Here is a 17,681-nt window from a genome sequence, read left to right on the forward strand (position 1 = left end):
CTGTCAGCGGGCGACGAAGTTCACGAGACGACCGGGAACGACGACCGTCTTGACGATCTCGCGCCCGTCGAGACGCGCAGCGAGCTTCGGCGAGCGGCGGGCGATCTCGGCTAGCTCCTCGCGCGACGCGCCCGACGGTGCCTCGACACGGTCGACGAGCTTCCCGTTTAGTTGAACCACGAGCTCGAAGCTTTCGCTCTCGAGCAACGCCGGGTCGGCCTGGGGCCACGGCTCCTCCCACACCCACCGCCCGGTCATGAGCTCGTATACCTCGGCGCCTAGATGCGGAGCGAACGGGAAGATCAGCGAGCCGGCGGTGGCGACCGCGAAACGCAGCTGCGATGCCCCTTCGGCCGATTCGTAGAGCTCGTCCTTGTACCTGTAGATCTCGTTGTCGAGCTCGATCACGGCCGCGATCGCCGTGTTGAAAGCGAACCGCTCGCAGTCACGGGTGACTTTGTCGATCGCCCAGTGCGCTTTGCGCAAGAGCGGTGTGGGCTCTCCCCGGGGAGCGTCTGAGGGCGGCGTGCGGTCAGCAACCTCGCGCGCCACGCGCCACAGTCGCCCGAGCTGGCGGTGGATGCCGGCGATGCCCTCGTCCGACCAGTCCGCGTCCTGTTCAGGCGGCCCGATGTAGAGCACGTAGGTGCGCGCGGTGTCGGCGCCGTAGCGCTCGACGTAGTCGCGCGGGCTGACGACGTTGCCCTTCGACTTCGACATCTTCGCCCCTTCGCGCGTGACCATCCCCTGCGTGAAGAGGCGCGCGAACGGCTCGCGCACGTCGAGCAACTCCATGTCAGCCAGGGCCTTGCAGAAGAAACGCGCGTAGAGAAGGTGCAGGATCGCGTGCTCGACGCCGCCGATGTACTGGTCGACCGGCATCCAGCGCCGCAACACCTCGCGGTCGAAGGGGGCGCGATCGTTGCGCGGGTCGCAGTAGCGCAGGAAGTACCAGGACGAGTCGACGAACGTGTCCATGGTGTCGGTCTCGCGCCGCGCCTCGCCCCCGCAGCGCGGGCATCTCGTACGCACCCACTCCTCGGCCGCCGCGAGCGGCGAGCGCCCCTTCGGTGCGTAGTCGGAGATGTCGGGAAGTTCGACCGGTAGTTGCTCGTCCGGCACCGGCATGATCCCGCACTCGCGCTCGCAGTAGACGACCGGTATCGGGCAGCCCCAATAGCGCTGGCGGGAAATCAACCAGTCGCGTAGGCGGTAGTTGACGGCCCGCCGGCCCTTGCCTTCGCGCTCCAGCCATTCGACGATCCGCTCGTACGCCTCGCGGTTGTGGAGGCCATCGAACGGTCCCGAGTTGACCATCGGGCCGTCGCCCGTGTAGGCCTCGCGCTGGACGTCCTCGCCACCCTTGATGACCTCGCGGATCGGAAGTCCGAACTCGCGTGCGAACTCGTGGTCGCGCTCGTCGTGGGCAGGCACCGCCATGATCGCGCCGGTGCCGTACTCCATCAGCACGTAGTCGGAGACGAACATCGGGATCAGCTCGCCGTTGACCGGGTTTCGCACGTAGCGGCCAAGCGCGACACCGGTCTTGCGGCGATCGGCGGCCCCGCGCTCTTCGTGCGACGCCTGCATCGCGCGGTTGACGTACTCGCGCACTTCGGGCGAGTCGTTGAGCTTGAGCACGTCGGGATGCTCGGGAGCGAGCACAAAAAACGTCGCGCCGAAGAGCGTGTCCGGACGGGTCGTGAAGACCGGGTAGTCGATGCCGAGCTCCTCGCAGCGAAAGACGACCTCCGCGCCCTCGGAGCGCCCGATCCAGTTGCGCTGCATCGTCTTGACGTGCTCGGGCCAGTCAAGGTCGTCGAGGTCGCGCAAAAGCTGCTCGGCGTAAGCGGTGATCCGGAAGAACCACTGTTCGAGCTGTCGCGCCTCGACGGGAGTGCCGCACCGTTCGCAGCGGCCGTCGACGACCTGTTCGTTGGCGAGCACTGTCTGGTCGCGCGGACACCACTTCACCGCCGCCTGGCGGCGGTAGGCGAGGTCGCGCTCGAGGAAACGCAGAAACAGCCACTGCGTCCAGCGGTAGTAGCTCGGCTCGTGCGTGCCGAACTCGCGCGACCAGTCGATCGAGACGCCCCAGCGGTGGAACTGCCGGCGGAACTCGGCGATCGACTTTTCGGTCGATACGCGCGGGTGCTGGCCGGTGCGGATGGCGTGGTTCTCGGCCGGCAGCCCGAAGGCGTCGTAGCCCATCGGGTGCAGAACGCGGTACCCCTGCCGGCGGCGGAAGTGGGCGACCGCGTCGCCCACCGAATAGCACTTCAGATGCCCGATGTGCGGTTCCCCCGAGGGGTAGGGGAGCATCTCGAGCACGTACTGCTTCGGACGCGCCTCAGGTTCGTTGGAGACTTCCCACGTGCGCTCGCGCGCCCACAGCTCGCGCCACTTGGCCTCGATCGCGTGCGGGTCGTAGCGTGCCTCCACCGTCGCGCGAAGGGTAACGGCGAGCGAGCGCGTGCGGCGCGCAGCGCGCCGCACGCGGCTCGCTCGTCCGCGCTGCCCCCCTTAAGTGGCCTGGGCCGCGGCGTGCCGAAGCTGCCCCCTGCCGGCTGGTCGCGCCCCGCTGCTCATTCCGCCGCGCGCCTCGAAGCGCCGACCGAGCCGCCCTAGGCTAAGTGCAAGCGCCAGCGCCATCGCCGCCCAGGCTCCCAGAACCGTGGCGAGGCCGGCCTGCCACAGCCAGGGCGGAACGCCGCGTGCCTCGCGCAGGAAGATCCACTCGTCGCCCACGAAGGCGCGGGTGAAGACGGGCGCAGCGGGCAGCGCCGCACCGGCCGCGTCGCGCATCGCCCGCTCGAGTTGGCTGCGCGTGAAGCTCACCGGTAGCGAGCGCCGCGAGCCGTCGAGCCCAGCGTCGGCCGGCAGGCGCAACGGCACCGCCCCGCGCACCCGACCAGCGTTCAGGCGTAGCGCCGCCTTCCAGGTTCCGGCCAGAGGCACCGGACTTGTGCTGCGATAGCTGCCGTCCGCCGCTCGCGCCATCGGCGCGACCACACGGTCGCGCCGGCCCTGCCAGGCGAGCACGTACAACCAGTTCGGCTGGGCCGCGATCGCCGCTGGGGAGAGACGCGCCACCACGTAAGCCTCTCCACTCGATCCTGCGACCGGCCGAAGCTCGACGCGCGCCACGGCGTCGGGCACGGTGCGCAGCGAGGCGGCCACACAGGCGCCCACCGCCAGCGCCGCGGCCCCGGCGAACCCTGCGCGTGCCAGCGCCGGCCGCGGCAGAGCGCCGCGCAGCGATGCCGCGAACAGCGCTCCTAGCACGCCGCCGGCGCAGCCGCCGAGGAGGGCGAGCAGGAGCCCCTCCGGCAGCAGCGCGGTTGTCCACGGCAGCGGCATCGCCACGCGCGACCAGCCGTAGCCAGCGGCGAAGCCGGCCGCGGCGCTGACGACGCCGGCGACGGCGCCGAACCCAACCGTTCGCGTGGGCGCGGGCACCGCTCGCCGCGAAAGCAGCAGCGACCCGACGACCTCGACAGCTAGTGCCTCGGCGAAAAAGAGCGGCAACGTCGGCGTGTGCACTCCCATCGCACCAGCAAACAGGCTGGCGCTGCCGCGCACCGCGACGTACGCCGTGGCAGCTCCCAGCGCCGCGCCACGCCCAACCCACGCGCGCGCCGCCACCAGCACGAACGCTGCGGCGAGCGCGAGCACGAGCGGCTGCCATACCTGGCGGTAGAGCGGAACGCCGTAGTCGTACTCGGCGAGGAACAGCTCGAGCCCGCAGAGAAGACCTCCGAGTAGCGTCGCTCGCTGGGCAGCGCCGAACCAGCGCGCCCAGCGGCGGGCGCCGGCCAACGTGGGCGCCACCGCGCGGCTCTCGTCCCGCCCAGCGACGCCAGCTGAAGCGCGCTTGGCGCGTGCTTCCGCGCCCTCCTGGACGAGCACGAGCATGCCGACGACGCTCAGCACGCCGAAGAAGAGAAAGACGAAGTGGGTCGGCGACCAGAGCGTTACGTCCTGCCCGTAGATGCGGTGCCAGACGTCGTCGAGCGAGAGCGCGGCGAGAGCGAAGAGCATCGCGGCGGCCAACAGCGCGCCGCCGAGGGGCCCGCGCCGGCCGCCGCCGGCCAGGACCCAGGCGGGTCCGCGGTCGCGCTGGTCGGCGGTGCCGAGCGCTAGCACCCCCGCCGCGAACGCGGCGAATATGCCGAACAGCATCGGGTAGTGGGCGGGGTTGCCGAGGGGGCCGGTGTCGCGCCCTTGGTCGATGTGGTAGCCGATGTCCCACATCCCACCCCACATCGCTGCGAGCAGACCGACGGTCGCAATCGCCACGGGCAGCGCCGACCACCCTGGGAGACCGAAGAGACGCCCTACGACACGCCCTGCGACACGCAGCGGCCGCGCTTTCCCGCGCCGGTAGCGCACGCAAGTCGCGATCACGGCTGCGCTGCCGCCCCAGTAGACAGCCGCCAGGACGGCGAGCTGGTCGAGCGGCGCTCCGCCTGCCGAGGGTGCCGCTTGCGCGAAGAACGCCTCAGCCACTCGCTTCCACCTCCACGCTCTTTGTGTCTTGTCCGTTTTCCGCCTCGCGGCGCCGGGAGACCCCCCGGACCAGTCTTGCGGCGGGCGCCGATCGTTCGCCACCCACCACAGCCGCAAAACGATAAGACGCATGTTACAGCATGCGTCTGAATGTATCCCGACGACTTTGGCTGTACGGTCTCTCTGGATGAACGGAAACGCAGGCACCGACAGCTCCGCGACTTCCCCAGGCGCGGAAGAGCTCGTCGATCAGCTGCTCGACGCTCCCGGCAACGCCGAGACGACCGAAGAGCGGATCCTGCAGGCAGCCGCCGAACAGGTCGAGGACTTCGGTCTCAGACGTTTCACGATCGACGACGTCGCCCGCCGCGTCGGCGTCTCGCGCGTCACCGTCTACCGCTACTTCCCGAAGAAGAACCGCCTCATCGAGGCGCTCGTCCTGCACGAGATGCGGCGCTTCTTGCGCGCCGTCGAAGAGGCGACACGCTCGTGCGCCACACTCGAGGAGCGGCTCGTCGAGGGTTTCGTGTTCGGCCTGCTGTACCTCCGCCAGCACCGCCTTCTGCGCCGGCTTTTGCGCAGCGAGCCGGAGCTGATCCTGCCAGCGCTCACCACCGAGGGCGAGCGCGTCCTGGCCGCCGGCCGCGAGTTCATCGCGCGGTTCGCGCGCGAAGAAGCTGCGGCCGGCCGCCTACCGCTCGACGAAGAAGAGATCCAAGCGGTTTCCGAGCTTCTGACGCGGGCCGTGCTCTCGTTCGTCGTCACGCCGCACTCGGTGCTCGACCTCGAAACACCCGAGGGGATCAGGCACTTCGCCGAGCACTACCTGGCAGCGACCCTGCGCGGGATCCTGGCACTGCGCGACTCCCGCGGCTCCTAGCCGCAAGCGAAAGTGGAGCTGACGGGACTCGAACCCGTGACCTCGGCGCTGCCAGCGCCGCGCTCTCCCAGCTGAGCTACAGCCCCGTGTGGCGGCGAGTTTAAACGCTCACCGGCCGGTCCGCGCGCGCAGGGGTGTGGCCGCCGGAGTCCCGGCGGCCACCGTCGCTGCGCCTCGGCCCTGTTACTGGGAGGAAGCTTCGCCGTCGCGCGATACCCGCGGGCGCGGCCTGTGGGCCTCGAGAATCCGCCGCCCGAGCTCGGCGACCTGCTCGTCGCTCAACCGTGTGTGGTCGAACCCGACCTCTTCGAGCTCGCGCCGCACCGCCTGCACGGTGCGCATTGCGTCGAGGTCGTGACCGAGCTTCGCCAACACGGCGCTCAGGTTCGGATCGTCGAGAGCGGTCTGGCCGTTCGCACTCGCGGTCAGGAGCCACTGGTGCAGAGCCTCCGCTTGTTCGACGGGGAGCTCCAGCCGCACCGGACCGCGCGCGCTCACGGCCTGCGAGACCTCGTCCACGGCCTGCTCGCCGACAACGCTCTGGTTGGTATCCGTCATCGTGTTGTCCTATTCGGCACAAACGCCGCTGTGTTTTAGCCCTCGTCGGGCTCGGCAAGATCCGTTGCGCCAAGCTCGGGTGCGGCGAAGTGTCGGCGCGGCGCCTCCTCCCACAGCGACTCCAGGCGGTAGTAGTCGCGCGCCTCGGGCGTAAAGACGTGCACCACGCAGTCCAGGTAGTCGAGAAGGATCCACGACGCTTCGCGCTCGCCCTCGATTCGCGCCGGCCGGATGCCCGCTGCTTTCAGCTCGTCGCGGATCGACTCGGCGATTGCGCGCGCCTGACGGTCGCTGCGGCCCGTGGCGATAACGAAAAAGTCGGTGAACCCGGCGATCGCGCGTAGGTCCAGCACGACCACGTCCTCGCCCTTCTTTTCGAGGGCGGCAGCGGCAGCGCGCTCGGCTATCTCCTCGCCGCTCGCCGCTTGCCGCACGGCACCGGCTGCCGAACGAGCAGCTGTTCGCGAGATGCGCGGCCGGGACGAGCGCCCGTTCACCGGGACGCCGCCACCTCCTGGCGGCCGGCGCCGTACAGCCCGGACGCGAATATCCGCTCGTGCACCGCGTCCGGAACGAGGTAGCGGATCGGCTGGCCACGACGTATGCGCAGCCGTACGAGACTCGAGGAAATCTCGACCCGCGGCATCTCGAAGTAGCGCACTCTTTCGACGCCGCGCAAGCGGGCGATCGAGATCGCGACCGCGTCACGCGACCAGCCGGTGCGATCGACGACAACCACCTCGGCGAGCTCGAGCAGCCGCTCGGGCTCGTGCCAACGCGGCAAGCTCGCTGCCTGGTCGCCGCCGAGAATCAGCACCGGCTCTAGATCGGGCTCGCGCTCGCGCAGCTCGGTGACAGTGTCGACCGTGTACGAGGGCCCCTCGCGTTCGAGCTCAAGCCGCGAGACAGCGAAGCGCGGATCGTCGCCGATCGCGAGCTCGCAGAGCTCGGCGCGGACGTCGGCACCGGGGTCGTCTTCAACCTCACGGTGCGGTGGTCGCGCCGCCGGTATCCACAGCACGCGCTCGAGGTCGAAACGCGCAGCCGCCTCCTGCGCGAGCACCAGGTGCCCGAGGTGCGGTGGGTTGAAGGTGCCTCCGAGAAGACCGACCCTCACGTCACTCGCGCACGTGACCCGTGCCCTCGACGATGTACTTGTAGGTCGTCAGCTCGCGCAAACCGATCGGACCGCGCGCGTGCAGCTTTTGCGTCGAGTTGCCGATCTCGGCTCCCAGACCGAACTCGTAACCGTCGGTGAAGCGCGTCGAGGCGTTGACGTACACGCAGGCAGCGTCGACGCGATCGCAGAACGCGCGTGCCGCGTCGGTCGAGGCAGTGACGATCGCCTCTGAGTGGCCCGAGCCGTAGCGAGCGATGTGCTCCACCGCTTCGTCGAGCGTGTCGACGACACGGACCGCGAGGATCGGCGCCAGGTACTCCGTGCGCCAGTCGTCCTCGGTCGCCGGGCGCAGCTGCGTCGCTCGATCCTTGGCGAGCGCCTGCGTGCGCGCACAGACGCGCAGTTCGACGCCGCGTTCGAGCAGATCGTCGACGATCGCGGGTACGAAACGTGGCGCGACAGCACTGTGCACGAGCAGAGTCTCGCAAGCGTTGCAAACACCTGGGCGCTGGGTTTTGGCGTTGATGACGATCCTGCGAGCGCGGTCGAGGTCGGCGTGAGCGTCTACGTAGACGTGGCAGTTGCCAGCAGCGGCGTAGATCACGGGCACGGTCGCGACCGCCTCGAGCGCTCGCTTGAGACCCTCCCCGCCGCGGGGGATGATCAGGTCGATCGTGTCCTTGGCAGTGGCGAGAGCGCGCAGGTCGTCGCCGCGCTCTCCCGGCGGTACGAGCACGATCGCGTCGGCCGGCACACCCTCGGCGGCGGCCGCCTGGGCGGCGATCGTGGCCAGAATCGCGTTCGACCGCTCTGCGCTCGACGAACCACGCAGCACGACGGCGTTGCCCGACTTGAGACAGAGCGCGGCGCAATCGATGGTCACGTTCGGTCGCGCCTCGTAGACCACAGCGACAACGCCGAGCGGTACGCGCACGCGGCGCAGGTCGAGACCGTTGGGCAGACGGCGCCCCTCGATCACCTCGCCGACGGGATCGGGGAGCGCCGCCACCGCCCGCACACCGGCCGCGATCGCCGCGATCCGCTCCTCGCTTAGTGACAAGCGATCGATCAGTGCGTCGTCGAGCCCTGCCTCACGGCCACGCGCCACGTCGTCGGCGTTAGCCTCGAGGATTTCCTCAACCCGCTCCGCGAGCGTCGTAGCGATGCGCTCAAGAGCAGCGTCACGCACCCGACGGTCGAGCCGAGCGAGCAGCCGTGACGCCGCCTTCGCGCGACGACACAGCTCCTCGACGGTTGCGGCCGCGATCGCCATCCCGGCAAGAGTAACGCTGGCCGCGTTCAAGCGAGCGCGAGGTAGTTGCGGTGCACGGCTTCTTCGCTCGCGTGCGGCAACAGCTCGCGTACGCGGTCGCTTGTCAGGCCCATCACCCGACGCAGCTCGTCGGCGCTGTAGTTGACGATTCCCTTCCCTACCAGGCGGCCGTCGTGGCGGATCTCGACAGCGTCGCCCGGTTCGAACTCCCCCTCCACGGCGAGGATCCCCACCGGCAGCAAGCTGCTGCCACGCTCGACCAGCGCCCGTACCGCACCGGCGTCGACGACAACCGCACCGCGCGCCGGCTTGGCGTGGCGCAACCAGAGTTTGAAGCTCGGCTCGCGGCCACGCCGAGGGTGGAACAGCGTGCCCGCGCGACCTCCGGCGAGGACGGTGGCGAGCGCTCTCGGGTCGAGCCCCGAGGCGACGACGCAGGCGATGCCCGCCCCGGTGACCATCTCGGCGGCGGCTACCTTCGACCGCATGCCGCCCGAGCCGACAGCGCTGCCGCTCTCGCCGATCGTGTAGTTGGCGAGCTCGCGTGGATCGCGTACCTCGCTGACCAGACGAGCGCTCGCGTCACGCCTGGGATCGGCGGTGTAAAGACCGTCGGTGTCGGTGAGCAGCAGCAGCAGCCGCGCTTCCACCAGGATCGCCACTTGCGCGGCCAGAAAGTCGTTGTCGCCGAACGAGATCTCGTCGGTCGTGGTGGTGTCGTTCTCGTTGACGACCGGCACCACACCCCAGCGCAGCAGCGTTGCGAGGGTGTGCCGCGCGTTGACGTAGTGGGTGCGCTGCGCCATGTCGTAGAAGGTGAGGAGGACCTGCGCGGAGCGCACACCGTGGCTGTTGAGCAAGTCGTGCCAGGCTCGGTACACGGTCCCCTGCCCCACCGCCGACGCGGCTTGTAGCTCCTCCATCTGTGTTGGACGCACAGCGATACCGAGCTCACGCAGGCCGCAGGCGATCGCCCCGGAGCTGACGATCACGAAGCGCTCGCCGCGACGAGCGCGCTCGGCGACCGTTGCGGCGACACGCTCGAGGACGTCGCTGCGCACGACCCCCTGCTCGTCGGCCACGAGCGCAGAGCCGAGCTTTACGACGATCGGGCGCACGGATGCAAGGTTACGGTCGGACCTTGGTGCGCAACGGGGCTCGGCCCCCACTCGCGGCGAGTGGCGTGTAACCGCGGCAGCGTCAGCCGGCAGCGACAGCCGCGCCGCATCGATCACAGCGGCCCCCCGCCCCCGCAGCGGCTACAGGGGCGAACCGCCGTCGATCCGCCACCGGCCGTCATCACGCCGGAAGAAGAGCCGCTGGCGGCGCACCACCGATCCGTAAGCGATCCGGGCTCTCGCCACGGCGCGATCGCCGTCGACACGCACCGCTTCGATCGCCACCAGCCGCAGGCGCGTGTCTTGGAGCGAGGCGATGTCGCGGCGACAGAGGCTGCGCGCGCGCTCGCCGCGCGCTCCGGTTTGCGCTTCCAGAAAACGCAGCGAGAGCACTTCGTCGCAGAGCGCAGCGGCGTCGCGCGCGTTGGTGGCAGTGACGAAACGCTCGATGACGCCGCGTACCCGCTCGGCGTCGCTTGGAGCCGTCGCCCAGCGCACCACCGCCACGGCGAGCGCCGCTGCGAAAACGATCGCCAGCGCCAGCGTGAGGCGTCTAGCTCTCACCGCCGACCTCCTCGGGCTCGAAGTCGAATTCGACGCCCGCGATCTCGACGGTGTCGCCAGGACGGAAGCCGGCTGCCTCGAGCTCGCGCACCACTCCGAGCCTACGCAGCCGCTGTTCGATGTATTCGAGAGCGTCGGGATTGTCGAGGTCGTGGCGCGCTATCAGCCGCTCCACTTGTGGGCCCGCCACCCTGAAGCGTCCGTCTCCCACCCGCTCGACGGTCACGACACGGTCGGCCCCGGGCCGGTAGACGCGCGCGACGACCGGTTCCGGCGCCGCAGCGGTGTCGCGGGGCACGCGCCGGAAGATCAGTCGCTTGAGCTCGTCGACCCCCCGTCCGGTCGCCGAAGACGTGACGACGACGTCGTCGGGCTGGAAGCCGTACCGCGCCGCGACCGCCGCGGCGACACGTTCGGCCTCGCCGGCGGGCAGGAGGTCGGCCTTCGAGATGCAGAGAACGCGCGGCAGTTCGGCCAGGCCGTGCCCGTGCGCGGCGAGTTCCCGCTCGACGACAGCGAAGTTCGCGACCGGGTCGGAGCCGTCGATCGGCGCACAGTCGACCACATGCACGAGCAACCGGCAGCGCTCGACGTGGGCGAGAAATTCGTGACCGAGACCGGCACCGGCGCTGGCCCCTTCGATGAGCCCGGGGATGTCGGCTACGACGAGCTGGCGACCGTCGTCGTCCTCGATCGCGCCGAGGTTCGGCTCGATCGTCGTGAACGGGTAGTCGGCAACCCGCGGCCGCGCCCGCGTCAGCCGTCGCAACAGCGACGACTTGCCGGCGTTGGGAAGGCCGACGAGGCCGGCGTCGGCGAGCAGTTTGAGCTCCAGCCGCAGCGTCCGCTCTTCGCCGGGCAAGCCGCGCTCGGCGAAGCGGGGCGCCTGGCGAGTGGGAGTAGCGAACCGCCGGTTGCCGCGCCCGCCGGCGCCGCCGCGCGCGACCACCACCCGCTGGCCCGGCGCCAACAGCTCGAAACGCTCGCCCGTGCTCGCATCGGTAGCCACGGTCCCGGGCGGCACGGGCAGCTCGACGTCCTCCCCCCGTCGCCCGTGGCGCTCGGCGCCGCGCCCGTGCTGGCCGCGGCCGGCCACGTAGCGGCGCTTGCGCAGGTAGGCACGGAGGTCGCGCAGATCGCCGTCGCAGACAAGAACGACGTCGCCGCCGCGACCACCGTCGCCGCCGTCCGGACCGCCTTTCGGTACGTACGCCTCGCGCCGGAACGACACGCAGCCGTCACCGCCCGCGCCGGCGCGGACATGTATCTCGGCGCGATCGCAGAACAACCGCTGCCGCCTACGAGGGCGGCACCACGTGAACCAGCCGCCCGCGGCGACCGCGCGTGAACTTCACGACACCTGGTCGCAAGGCGAACAGCGTGTGGTCGCGACCGATACCGACACCGTCGCCCGGCTTGAAGGGCGTCCCCCGCTGGCGCACGAGGATCTCGCCGCCGCTCACGACCTCGCCAGCGAACACCTTGACGCCGAGGCGCTTGGCCTCCGAGTCACGCCCGTTGCGGCTGGAACCGAGTCCTTTCTTATGAGCCATCGCCCTGCTTCTTTTCGGACTTGGAGCTACGCGTGCCGGTCATAGCGATCTTCGTGACCTCGAGCCGTGTCAGTTCGGCCCGGAAACCGGTGCGGCGCTTGTAGCCCTTCTTCGGTTTGAACTTGAGGATACGCAGCTTCGGCCCGCGCTCGTGCTGTTTCACTACAGCCTCGACGCGAGCCTTGGCGAGCGCTTTGGCGTCGAGCACGACGTCGCCACCGTCGGGGCGCACGAGCAGCGGCTCGAGTTCGACCCGCTCGCCCGGCTCGGCGTGCAACCGATCGACCAGCAGCTGCTGGCCTTCGGCGACCCGATATTGCTTGCCTTGAACTCTGACTACTGCGTACACGACGACTCCACCCCGCCGCTGGCGAGAACGAGCCGGCAGTCTAGCGAGCGAGCGGACCCCTTGGCCGGCGGCTGCGAGCCCCGCTAGCCCAGCTCAGGCGCTCGCGGCGCTGCGCCGCCGCGCTCGACGTCCGCCTCGCCGCGTCGCTCCGCCGTCCGCAGGGTCGCTGTCGCTGCTCGCGCCGCCCTCTGCGACGAGCGTCGCCTCCGCCGAAGAGCGGCCCACCCGCTCGATCCGCACCAGCACCTTCTGGCCGACGAGGCCGGCAGCGCCGCGTACAGCCACCACATAGCCGTCGAGCTTGGCTACAGCGTCGTCCTCGTTGTACATGTGCGGCTCGACCAGCTCGACGAACACCTCGTCGCCCTCGCGGAACGGCAGCGCCCGCTCGGCGATCTCGTCGAGCGTCCCCTCGGCCACGACCTCCATGTGGTCGATCGGCAGCGCTTCCGTGCCCTCGAAGTGGAAACGCTTCCCGGTTTCGGTCTCGATCTCGTCGATCCAGTGGTCGGGCGAACGGGTGAGCAGCGCCGAGACGCGCGGGTGCATACGCACCAACAACGCCTCCGCACCAGGGTGAGCGAACGCGGTCTCGCGCAGCCAGCGGGCAGCCTGCAGCGCCACCGTCTCCTCGCTCAGCACCACCCCCTCGCCGGCACAGGTAGGACACGGCTTGGTGAGGATCCCGCGCACACCTTCGGTGACGTTCTGGCGCGTCATCTCGACCAGCCCGAGCGGCGAGACCTCGACGACATAGGTCTTCGTGCGGTCGCGCTCAAGCGCCTCGCGCAGGCGCCGCAGCACCGCGTCGCGGTTGCGCGCGCGAGCCATGTCAATGAAGTCGATGACGATGATCCCGCCGATGTCGCGTAGCCGCAGCTGGCGGACGATCTCTTCGGCCGCTTCGAGGTTGGTCTTGGTGATCGTGTCCTCGAGGCGCGCGCCCTTGCCACGGCCGGTGAACGACCCGGAGTTGACGTCGATCACGGTCATCGCCTCGGCGTAATCGAACACGAGATAACCGCCCGACGGCAGGTCGACGCGCCGCTCGAGGGTCGAGCGCAAGGCGCGCTCGACCCCGAAGCGCTCGAAGAGCGGTGGTTCGCCGCTGTCGAGCTCGACGCGGTCGACAAGATCAGGCGCCGTGCGGCTAAGGAAGCTGACAAGCCGCTCGTGTGCCTTCTGGTCGTCGACCAGCGCGCGCTCGAACTCGCTCGAGAAGATGTCGCGCACGACGCGGACCGGAAGATCGGCCTCCTGGAAAACCAGCGCCGGCGCATCGGCGCGCTCGGCACGTTCGCGCAGGATGTCGTAGAGCATCCGCAAGTAGAGGATCTCGCGTTCGAAGTCGCCGCGCTCCGTTCCCTGGGCGGCCGTGCGGACGATCCATCCGCCCTCCGGCAGGTCGATCTTCTGCAGCTCGCGGCGCAGACGGGCGCGCTCTTGGTCGTCGAGCCGGCGCGAGACGCCGATCCCTTCGCCCTGCGGAACGTAGACGAGGTAGCGCCCGGCTATCGACAGCTGCATCGACAGCCGCGGCCCTTTTGTCTTCAGCGGATCCTTGACGACCTGCACGAGGATCTCCTGCCCGTGACGAAGCAGCTCCGAGATCCTCTTGCCCTTGCCGGAGCGTCCGCGCCGCGCGACCTCGACGCCCGGCAGAACGATGTCGTCGGAGTGCAAAAAGCCGTTCTTCTCGAGCCCGATGTCGACGAACGCCGCCTCGAGCCCGGGCAGGACGTTGTCGACGCGGCCTTTGTAGATGTTGCCGACGATCGAGCGCGCGCCGCGCCGCTCGACGTAGATCTCGGCGACGCGCCAGTCGGCGGGCTGCCTGCTACGGGCGGAGCGCGAACGCGAGCGTCCTCGACCGCCGACGCTGCCCTCGGCCTCGAGAATCGCCACCCGCGTTTCGCCGCGGTCGACCGCAACGAGTACCTGCTTTCTCAAGTTTCCGTCCTCTCGTGTCGAAGGTCCGTCCTTGCATCACGCGACCGCCTTCGCCAACGAGAGCTCGCGGGACCTAGCGTGGATCGACTGCAAAAGCCCTAGCGCCAAGAGCGTGACGATCACCGAAGAACCGCCGTAGCTGAGGAGCGGCAGCGGCACGCCGGTGATCGGCGCGAGGCCGATCGTCATGCCCACGTTCACGAAGACTTGGAACATGAGCATCGCGGTCACTCCGGCCGCCAGCAGCGCCCCGAAGAGGTTCTTCGCCAGCGTCACCACTCTCAGCGCCCGCCAGATCAGGAGCGCGTAGAGACTGAGCACTAACGCCGCCCCGACGAAACCGAAGACCTCGCCGACCACCGCGAAGATGAAGTCGGTGTGGTGTTCGGGTAGGAAGTTGAGCTTCGTCTGTGTCGCCTCGCTGCCACGGCCGGTCTTCCCGCCGGCACCGATCGCTGTGAGCGACTGGTTTACCTGGTAGCCCTCTTCGCGCGGGTCGGCGGTCGGGTGAAGGAACGCCGTGAGGCGGTCGCGCTGGTAGGGCTTGAGCACCTCGACCCCGACCGCCGGGGCGACCACGAGCGCAAAAACGGCTGCGCTCACCCCCACGGCAGCTAGCGCCGCCAGATGGCTCCAGCGCGTTCCAGCGACGAAAAGGACGGCACCGGTAATGGCGAGATAGACGAGACCCGTTCCCAGATCGGGCTGGGCTACGACGAGGGTCGCCGGCCCCAAGCCGAGGAGCGTGACCTTCACCGTGGTCTGCCGCTCGTGCAGCTGCCGGATCCTGTCGACGACGAAGCCGGCGAGAGCGACCACGAGCAACAGCTTGCCCAGCTCCGAGGGTTGAAAGTTGAAGAACGGCAGTTCGATCCAGCGCCGAGACCCGCGCGCCGCCGACCCGATCGCGAACACCGCGACGATCGAGCCGATCATCCCGAGGTAGATAGCGTTGCGGTACTCGCGCAGGCGCGAGTAGTCGATCCGCGAGACCGCCAGCATCAGGACCAGCCCGACGACGCCGTAGGCGAGCTGGCGCCACACGTAGTAGTAGGGCTGCCCCGGGATGTCGCCCGTCGTCGCCTCGAGCAGCACGACGATGCTCGCGGCGAGCAAACCCACCGTCGCGACGAGCATGAGCGGGTCGACGCCGGCCAGCAGCCGCGTGGGCTGCCAAACCGTCCCGCGAGGTCTCGTTGCTACCGAAGACGCGTACATCGCGTTGGTGCGACCCTAGCCTGCCCGGTGACGGGACGCTCTCCCCGCCAGCCGCGCCCACAGGCCGCCAGGTTCAAGTGTGTCACCTTCCGGCCGGCGCCGCGTCGGCGGCCGTGCTGCGGTTTCGGCACGATGCCCGTCAGTCGGGGGCGCTCCCGGACGGCGCGCGATCGTTGCGCACATCGAAGAGCGCAGCGAGGATGCGACGGGCCATCGGCGCAGCCGTCTCGGCACCGAAGCCGCCCGCTTCGTCGGTGACAACGACGACGTAACGGATCGCGGGGTACGGAGCGAGTCCGACGAACCACGACTGGTCGGCGCGGCCGGCGCCCTTTTCGGCGGTACCTGTCTTGCCGGCCACGGGAATCGGAAACCCCTGGAAGACGGGAGTAGCGGTACCGCCGGGCGCCGATGTCGCTCCGCGCAAACCGTCGAGGATCGCCTGTCGCGTGACCTGCGACATACGCACACTCCGCGCCGGCGGCGCTTGCAAGCTTTGGATGGGACGGCCGGACGCATCCTCGACACGCAAACCAATGCGCGGAACCACCACCCGACCGCCATTGGCGATCGCCGCGTAGGCGACTGCGAGCTGCACTGGGTCGGCGCGCAGGTCGCCCTGCCCAACGGCGAGGTTGACGTTGTCACCGACCGTCCACGGGCGATCGGTCAACCTCCGCTTGAACAGCCGGTTCCGCCACGCCGGCGAAGGCACGAGCCCCTCCCACTCGCCCGGCAGGTCGATGCCCGTGCGCCGCCCGAAGCCGAGCGCGTGCGCCCACCGCTGTAGCTGAGTGCCGCGGGCGTTGAGGTCGGCGCCGAGCCGGTAGAAGAAAACGTCGCTCGACACCGTCAGTGCGCGGCGCACATCGACCGCCCCGTGGGCCTTGCCGCCGGCGTTGCGAAACGTGATGCCGGAGATCGTGATCGAACCAGGGTCGTAGATCACCGAACCGGGAGTGATGAGCCCGGTCTCGAGCGCCGCCGCAGCGGTGACGACCTTGAACGTCGAGCCGGTCGGGTAGCCACTCTGGATCGCGCGGTTGAGAAGCGGTGCGCCGTTCAGCGGGTCGGTGAGCCGGCGGTAGTCGGAGGCGCGCACAATCTTGGCGAAGATGCTCGGGTCGAACGAGGGCTGCGAGCCGAGGGCGATCACCTCGCCCGTGCGCACGTCCATCACCACGAACGCGCCACGCCCCGTACCCGATGCCAGCGCTGCCTGGCCGGCACGCTGGACGTCGAGGTCGATCGACAGGCGCAGGTTGCGACCCTGGATCGGTCGCCGCACCGAGAGCTCGCCTTTGAAGCGACCGCGAGCGTCGACCTGCACACGGTTGGCTCCGTTGCGCCCGCGCAGGAAGCGGTCGTACTCGTACTCGATGCCGCTCTGGCCGACCCGATCGCCCATCGCGACACCGCGGTAGCGGTCCTGGCGGAGCTGCTCGGCGGTGACCTCGCCGACCGTCCCGAAGAGGTGCGCGCCGATCTCGCGGTACGGGTAGGAGCGTAAGAACACGCGTTCCACGGTCACCCCGGGCAGGCGGTCCTGGTGCTCGAGAACGTAGGCGACGACCGGGAGCGAGACGTCCTGCCGCACGGTCGCCGCCGCGAACGGCATCGCCTTGAACTGGCGCTCCACCGAGCGTTCGATCCGCCGGGGCGACACTCCGAGGATCCGCCCCAGACGGCGGAAGACCTCCTGGCGGCGGGCGCGGTCGCGCGGCAGCTTGTCGGGCGTCACTTCCAGCGCCAGGCTCGGGCGGTTGGCGACGAGCACGCGCCCGTTGCGGTCGAGGATCTCGCCGCGTGGCGCCTGCACCCGGATCTCGCGCACGCGGTTGTTGTTCGCCTCCTGCAGGTAGCGATCGCCCGAGAGGACCTGCAGGTACCAGAGGCGGAAGAAGATCACCGCGAAACCGACGAGCGCGACGAAGCCGAGGACGGCGATCCGCACCGCGAGCTGCGGCGTGAGCCCGGGCCGCCTGTCAGTTTCGAGGTACACGGCGCTCAGATGTCGAGACCGCGCAGACCGACCGGGCCCGTGCGCCGGATCTCGCGCCGGCGTCGTCGCTCGAGGGGATCTACAGCCAGCACTGGCCGCAGCACCTTGCGCACGAGCGCGAACAGCGGCAGACCCGCGGCAGCGCCGAGCAGCGCCCCGGCGACGAGGTCGCGCGCTAGCAGCCAGCTGACGCGCGCGACGTCACCGGGATCGAGCAGGAAAGAAACCGCAGTGAAGCCGGCACCGTACGCGAACACCGCCGCGGCCCCGAGCGGTAGGGCGACAAGTGTGTTCCCCGGATCGCGCAGCTCGCGCCAACGGCCGACGGCGAAACCGAGCAGGGTCAACACGAGCGACGAAACCCCCGCCGTAGCGCCGCTCAGGAAATCGAGGAAGGCGCCGCTGGCGAACCCGGCGGCTGCTCCGCCCACCGGCCCGGCGAAGAATCCACAAGCCGCGACGGTCACCGGCACGATGTTGAGCTCGGCGCCAAACAGGCCCACCTGGCTTGCGACCGTAAGCTGCACCACGACCGTCACCGCGGCGAGACCGGTCACGATCGCTGTCGAGCGCCAACCGAGCTCCAT

Annotated in this window: 16 protein-coding genes and 1 tRNA gene; 1 reads left to right on the forward strand and 16 read right to left on the reverse strand. The window is 69.7% G+C overall.

Annotated elements, in window-relative coordinates; genetic code table 11:
• Positions 1-3: 3 nt before the first annotated feature.
• On the reverse strand, positions 4-2,442 hold the full coding sequence (gene leuS, locus JDY09_RS06185; RefSeq protein ID WP_274716056.1) for a leucine--tRNA ligase: 2,439 nt from the start codon (positions 2,440-2,442) through the stop codon (positions 4-6).
• Positions 2,443-2,523: 81 nt separating this feature from the next.
• On the reverse strand, positions 2,524-4,509 hold the full coding sequence (locus tag JDY09_RS06190) for a hypothetical protein (RefSeq protein ID WP_274716057.1): 1,986 nt from the start codon (positions 4,507-4,509) through the stop codon (positions 2,524-2,526).
• A gap of 187 nt (positions 4,510-4,696) precedes the next feature.
• Here JDY09_RS06190 and JDY09_RS06195 point away from each other — a divergent pair, with 187 nt between their 5' ends.
• Positions 4,697-5,389: a TetR/AcrR family transcriptional regulator gene (locus JDY09_RS06195; protein ID WP_274716058.1), complete on the forward strand. Its 693-nt coding sequence runs from the start codon at positions 4,697-4,699 to the stop codon at positions 5,387-5,389.
• 13 nt (positions 5,390-5,402) lie between these two features.
• Here the strand turns inward: JDY09_RS06195 and JDY09_RS06200 are convergent.
• The 14 genes from JDY09_RS06200 to JDY09_RS06265 all read right to left on the reverse strand — a co-directional run bounded on the left by JDY09_RS06200 (position 5,403) and on the right by JDY09_RS06265 (position 17,681).
• Positions 5,403-5,475, reverse strand: a tRNA-Ala gene (locus JDY09_RS06200).
• Between the two features lie 97 nt (positions 5,476-5,572).
• Positions 5,573-5,947, reverse strand: coding sequence for a hypothetical protein (locus tag JDY09_RS06205; protein ID WP_274716059.1), 375 nt, complete (start codon positions 5,945-5,947; stop codon positions 5,573-5,575).
• A 35-nt stretch (positions 5,948-5,982) separates the two neighbouring features.
• Positions 5,983-6,444 carry a ribosome silencing factor gene (gene rsfS, locus JDY09_RS06210; RefSeq protein ID WP_274716060.1) on the reverse strand — a complete coding sequence of 154 codons (462 nt, stop codon included), beginning with the start codon at positions 6,442-6,444 and terminating at the stop codon, positions 5,983-5,985.
• Positions 6,441-7,064, reverse strand: a complete 624-nt coding sequence (nadD, locus tag JDY09_RS06215; protein ID WP_274716061.1) for a nicotinate-nucleotide adenylyltransferase — start codon at positions 7,062-7,064, stop codon at positions 6,441-6,443. The genes rsfS and nadD overlap by 4 nt, the downstream gene beginning before the upstream one ends.
• A gap of 1 nt (position 7,065) precedes the next feature.
• Entirely contained in the window at positions 7,066-8,340 is a 1,275-nt protein-coding gene (locus JDY09_RS06220) for a glutamate-5-semialdehyde dehydrogenase (protein WP_274716062.1), read from the reverse strand.
• A 26-nt stretch (positions 8,341-8,366) separates the two neighbouring features.
• Positions 8,367-9,458: a glutamate 5-kinase gene (gene proB, locus JDY09_RS06225; RefSeq protein WP_274716063.1), complete on the reverse strand. Its 1,092-nt coding sequence runs from the start codon at positions 9,456-9,458 to the stop codon at positions 8,367-8,369.
• A gap of 141 nt (positions 9,459-9,599) precedes the next feature.
• Positions 9,600-10,022 (reverse strand): hypothetical protein, encoded by a 423-nt coding sequence (locus tag JDY09_RS06230; RefSeq protein WP_274716064.1) that lies wholly within the window; start codon positions 10,020-10,022, stop codon positions 9,600-9,602.
• On the reverse strand, positions 10,012-11,310 hold the full coding sequence (obgE, locus tag JDY09_RS06235) for a GTPase ObgE (protein ID WP_274716065.1): 1,299 nt from the start codon (positions 11,308-11,310) through the stop codon (positions 10,012-10,014). Before obgE ends, JDY09_RS06230 begins: the two co-directional genes overlap by 11 nt.
• Before the next feature lie 10 nt (positions 11,311-11,320).
• Positions 11,321-11,575 (reverse strand): 50S ribosomal protein L27, encoded by a 255-nt coding sequence (gene rpmA, locus JDY09_RS06240; protein ID WP_274716066.1) that lies wholly within the window; start codon positions 11,573-11,575, stop codon positions 11,321-11,323.
• Positions 11,565-11,924, reverse strand: coding sequence for a 50S ribosomal protein L21 (gene rplU, locus JDY09_RS06245; protein WP_274716067.1), 360 nt, complete (start codon positions 11,922-11,924; stop codon positions 11,565-11,567). Before rplU ends, rpmA begins: the two co-directional genes overlap by 11 nt.
• Positions 11,925-12,017: 93 nt before the next feature.
• Positions 12,018-13,874, reverse strand: coding sequence for an Rne/Rng family ribonuclease (locus JDY09_RS06250; protein ID WP_274716068.1), 1,857 nt, complete (start codon positions 13,872-13,874; stop codon positions 12,018-12,020).
• A gap of 36 nt (positions 13,875-13,910) precedes the next feature.
• Positions 13,911-14,996 (reverse strand): rod shape-determining protein RodA, encoded by a 1,086-nt coding sequence (gene rodA / locus JDY09_RS06255; protein ID WP_428837440.1) that lies wholly within the window; start codon positions 14,994-14,996, stop codon positions 13,911-13,913.
• A 235-nt stretch (positions 14,997-15,231) separates the two neighbouring features.
• Positions 15,232-17,094 carry a penicillin-binding protein 2 gene (mrdA, locus tag JDY09_RS06260; RefSeq protein ID WP_274716070.1) on the reverse strand — a complete coding sequence of 621 codons (1,863 nt, stop codon included), beginning with the start codon at positions 17,092-17,094 and terminating at the stop codon, positions 15,232-15,234.
• Between the two features lie 5 nt (positions 17,095-17,099).
• Positions 17,100-17,681: a hypothetical protein gene (locus JDY09_RS06265; RefSeq protein ID WP_274716071.1), complete on the reverse strand. Its 582-nt coding sequence runs from the start codon at positions 17,679-17,681 to the stop codon at positions 17,100-17,102.

Origin of the sequence: Thermoleophilum album (assembly GCF_028867705.1) — a bacterium.
GTDB lineage: Bacteria > Actinomycetota > Thermoleophilia > Solirubrobacterales > Thermoleophilaceae > Thermoleophilum.

Excerpts from the sequence above, each read along its gene's own strand:
- JDY09_RS06220 (WP_274716062.1), bottom strand. The coding sequence starts at position 8,340 with ATGGCGATCGCGGCCGCAACCGTCGAGGAGCTGTGTCGTCGCGCGAAG.
- JDY09_RS06205 (WP_274716059.1), bottom strand. The coding sequence starts at position 5,947 with ATGACGGATACCAACCAGAGCGTTGTCGGCGAGCAGGCCGTGGACGAG.
- rpmA (WP_274716066.1), bottom strand. The coding sequence starts at position 11,575 with ATGGCTCATAAGAAAGGACTCGGTTCCAGCCGCAACGGGCGTGACTCG.
- JDY09_RS06265 (WP_274716071.1), bottom strand. The coding sequence starts at position 17,681 with ATGGAGCTCGGTTGGCGCTCGACAGCGATCGTGACCGGTCTCGCCGCG.
- JDY09_RS06195 (WP_274716058.1), top strand. The coding sequence starts at position 4,697 with ATGAACGGAAACGCAGGCACCGACAGCTCCGCGACTTCCCCAGGCGCG.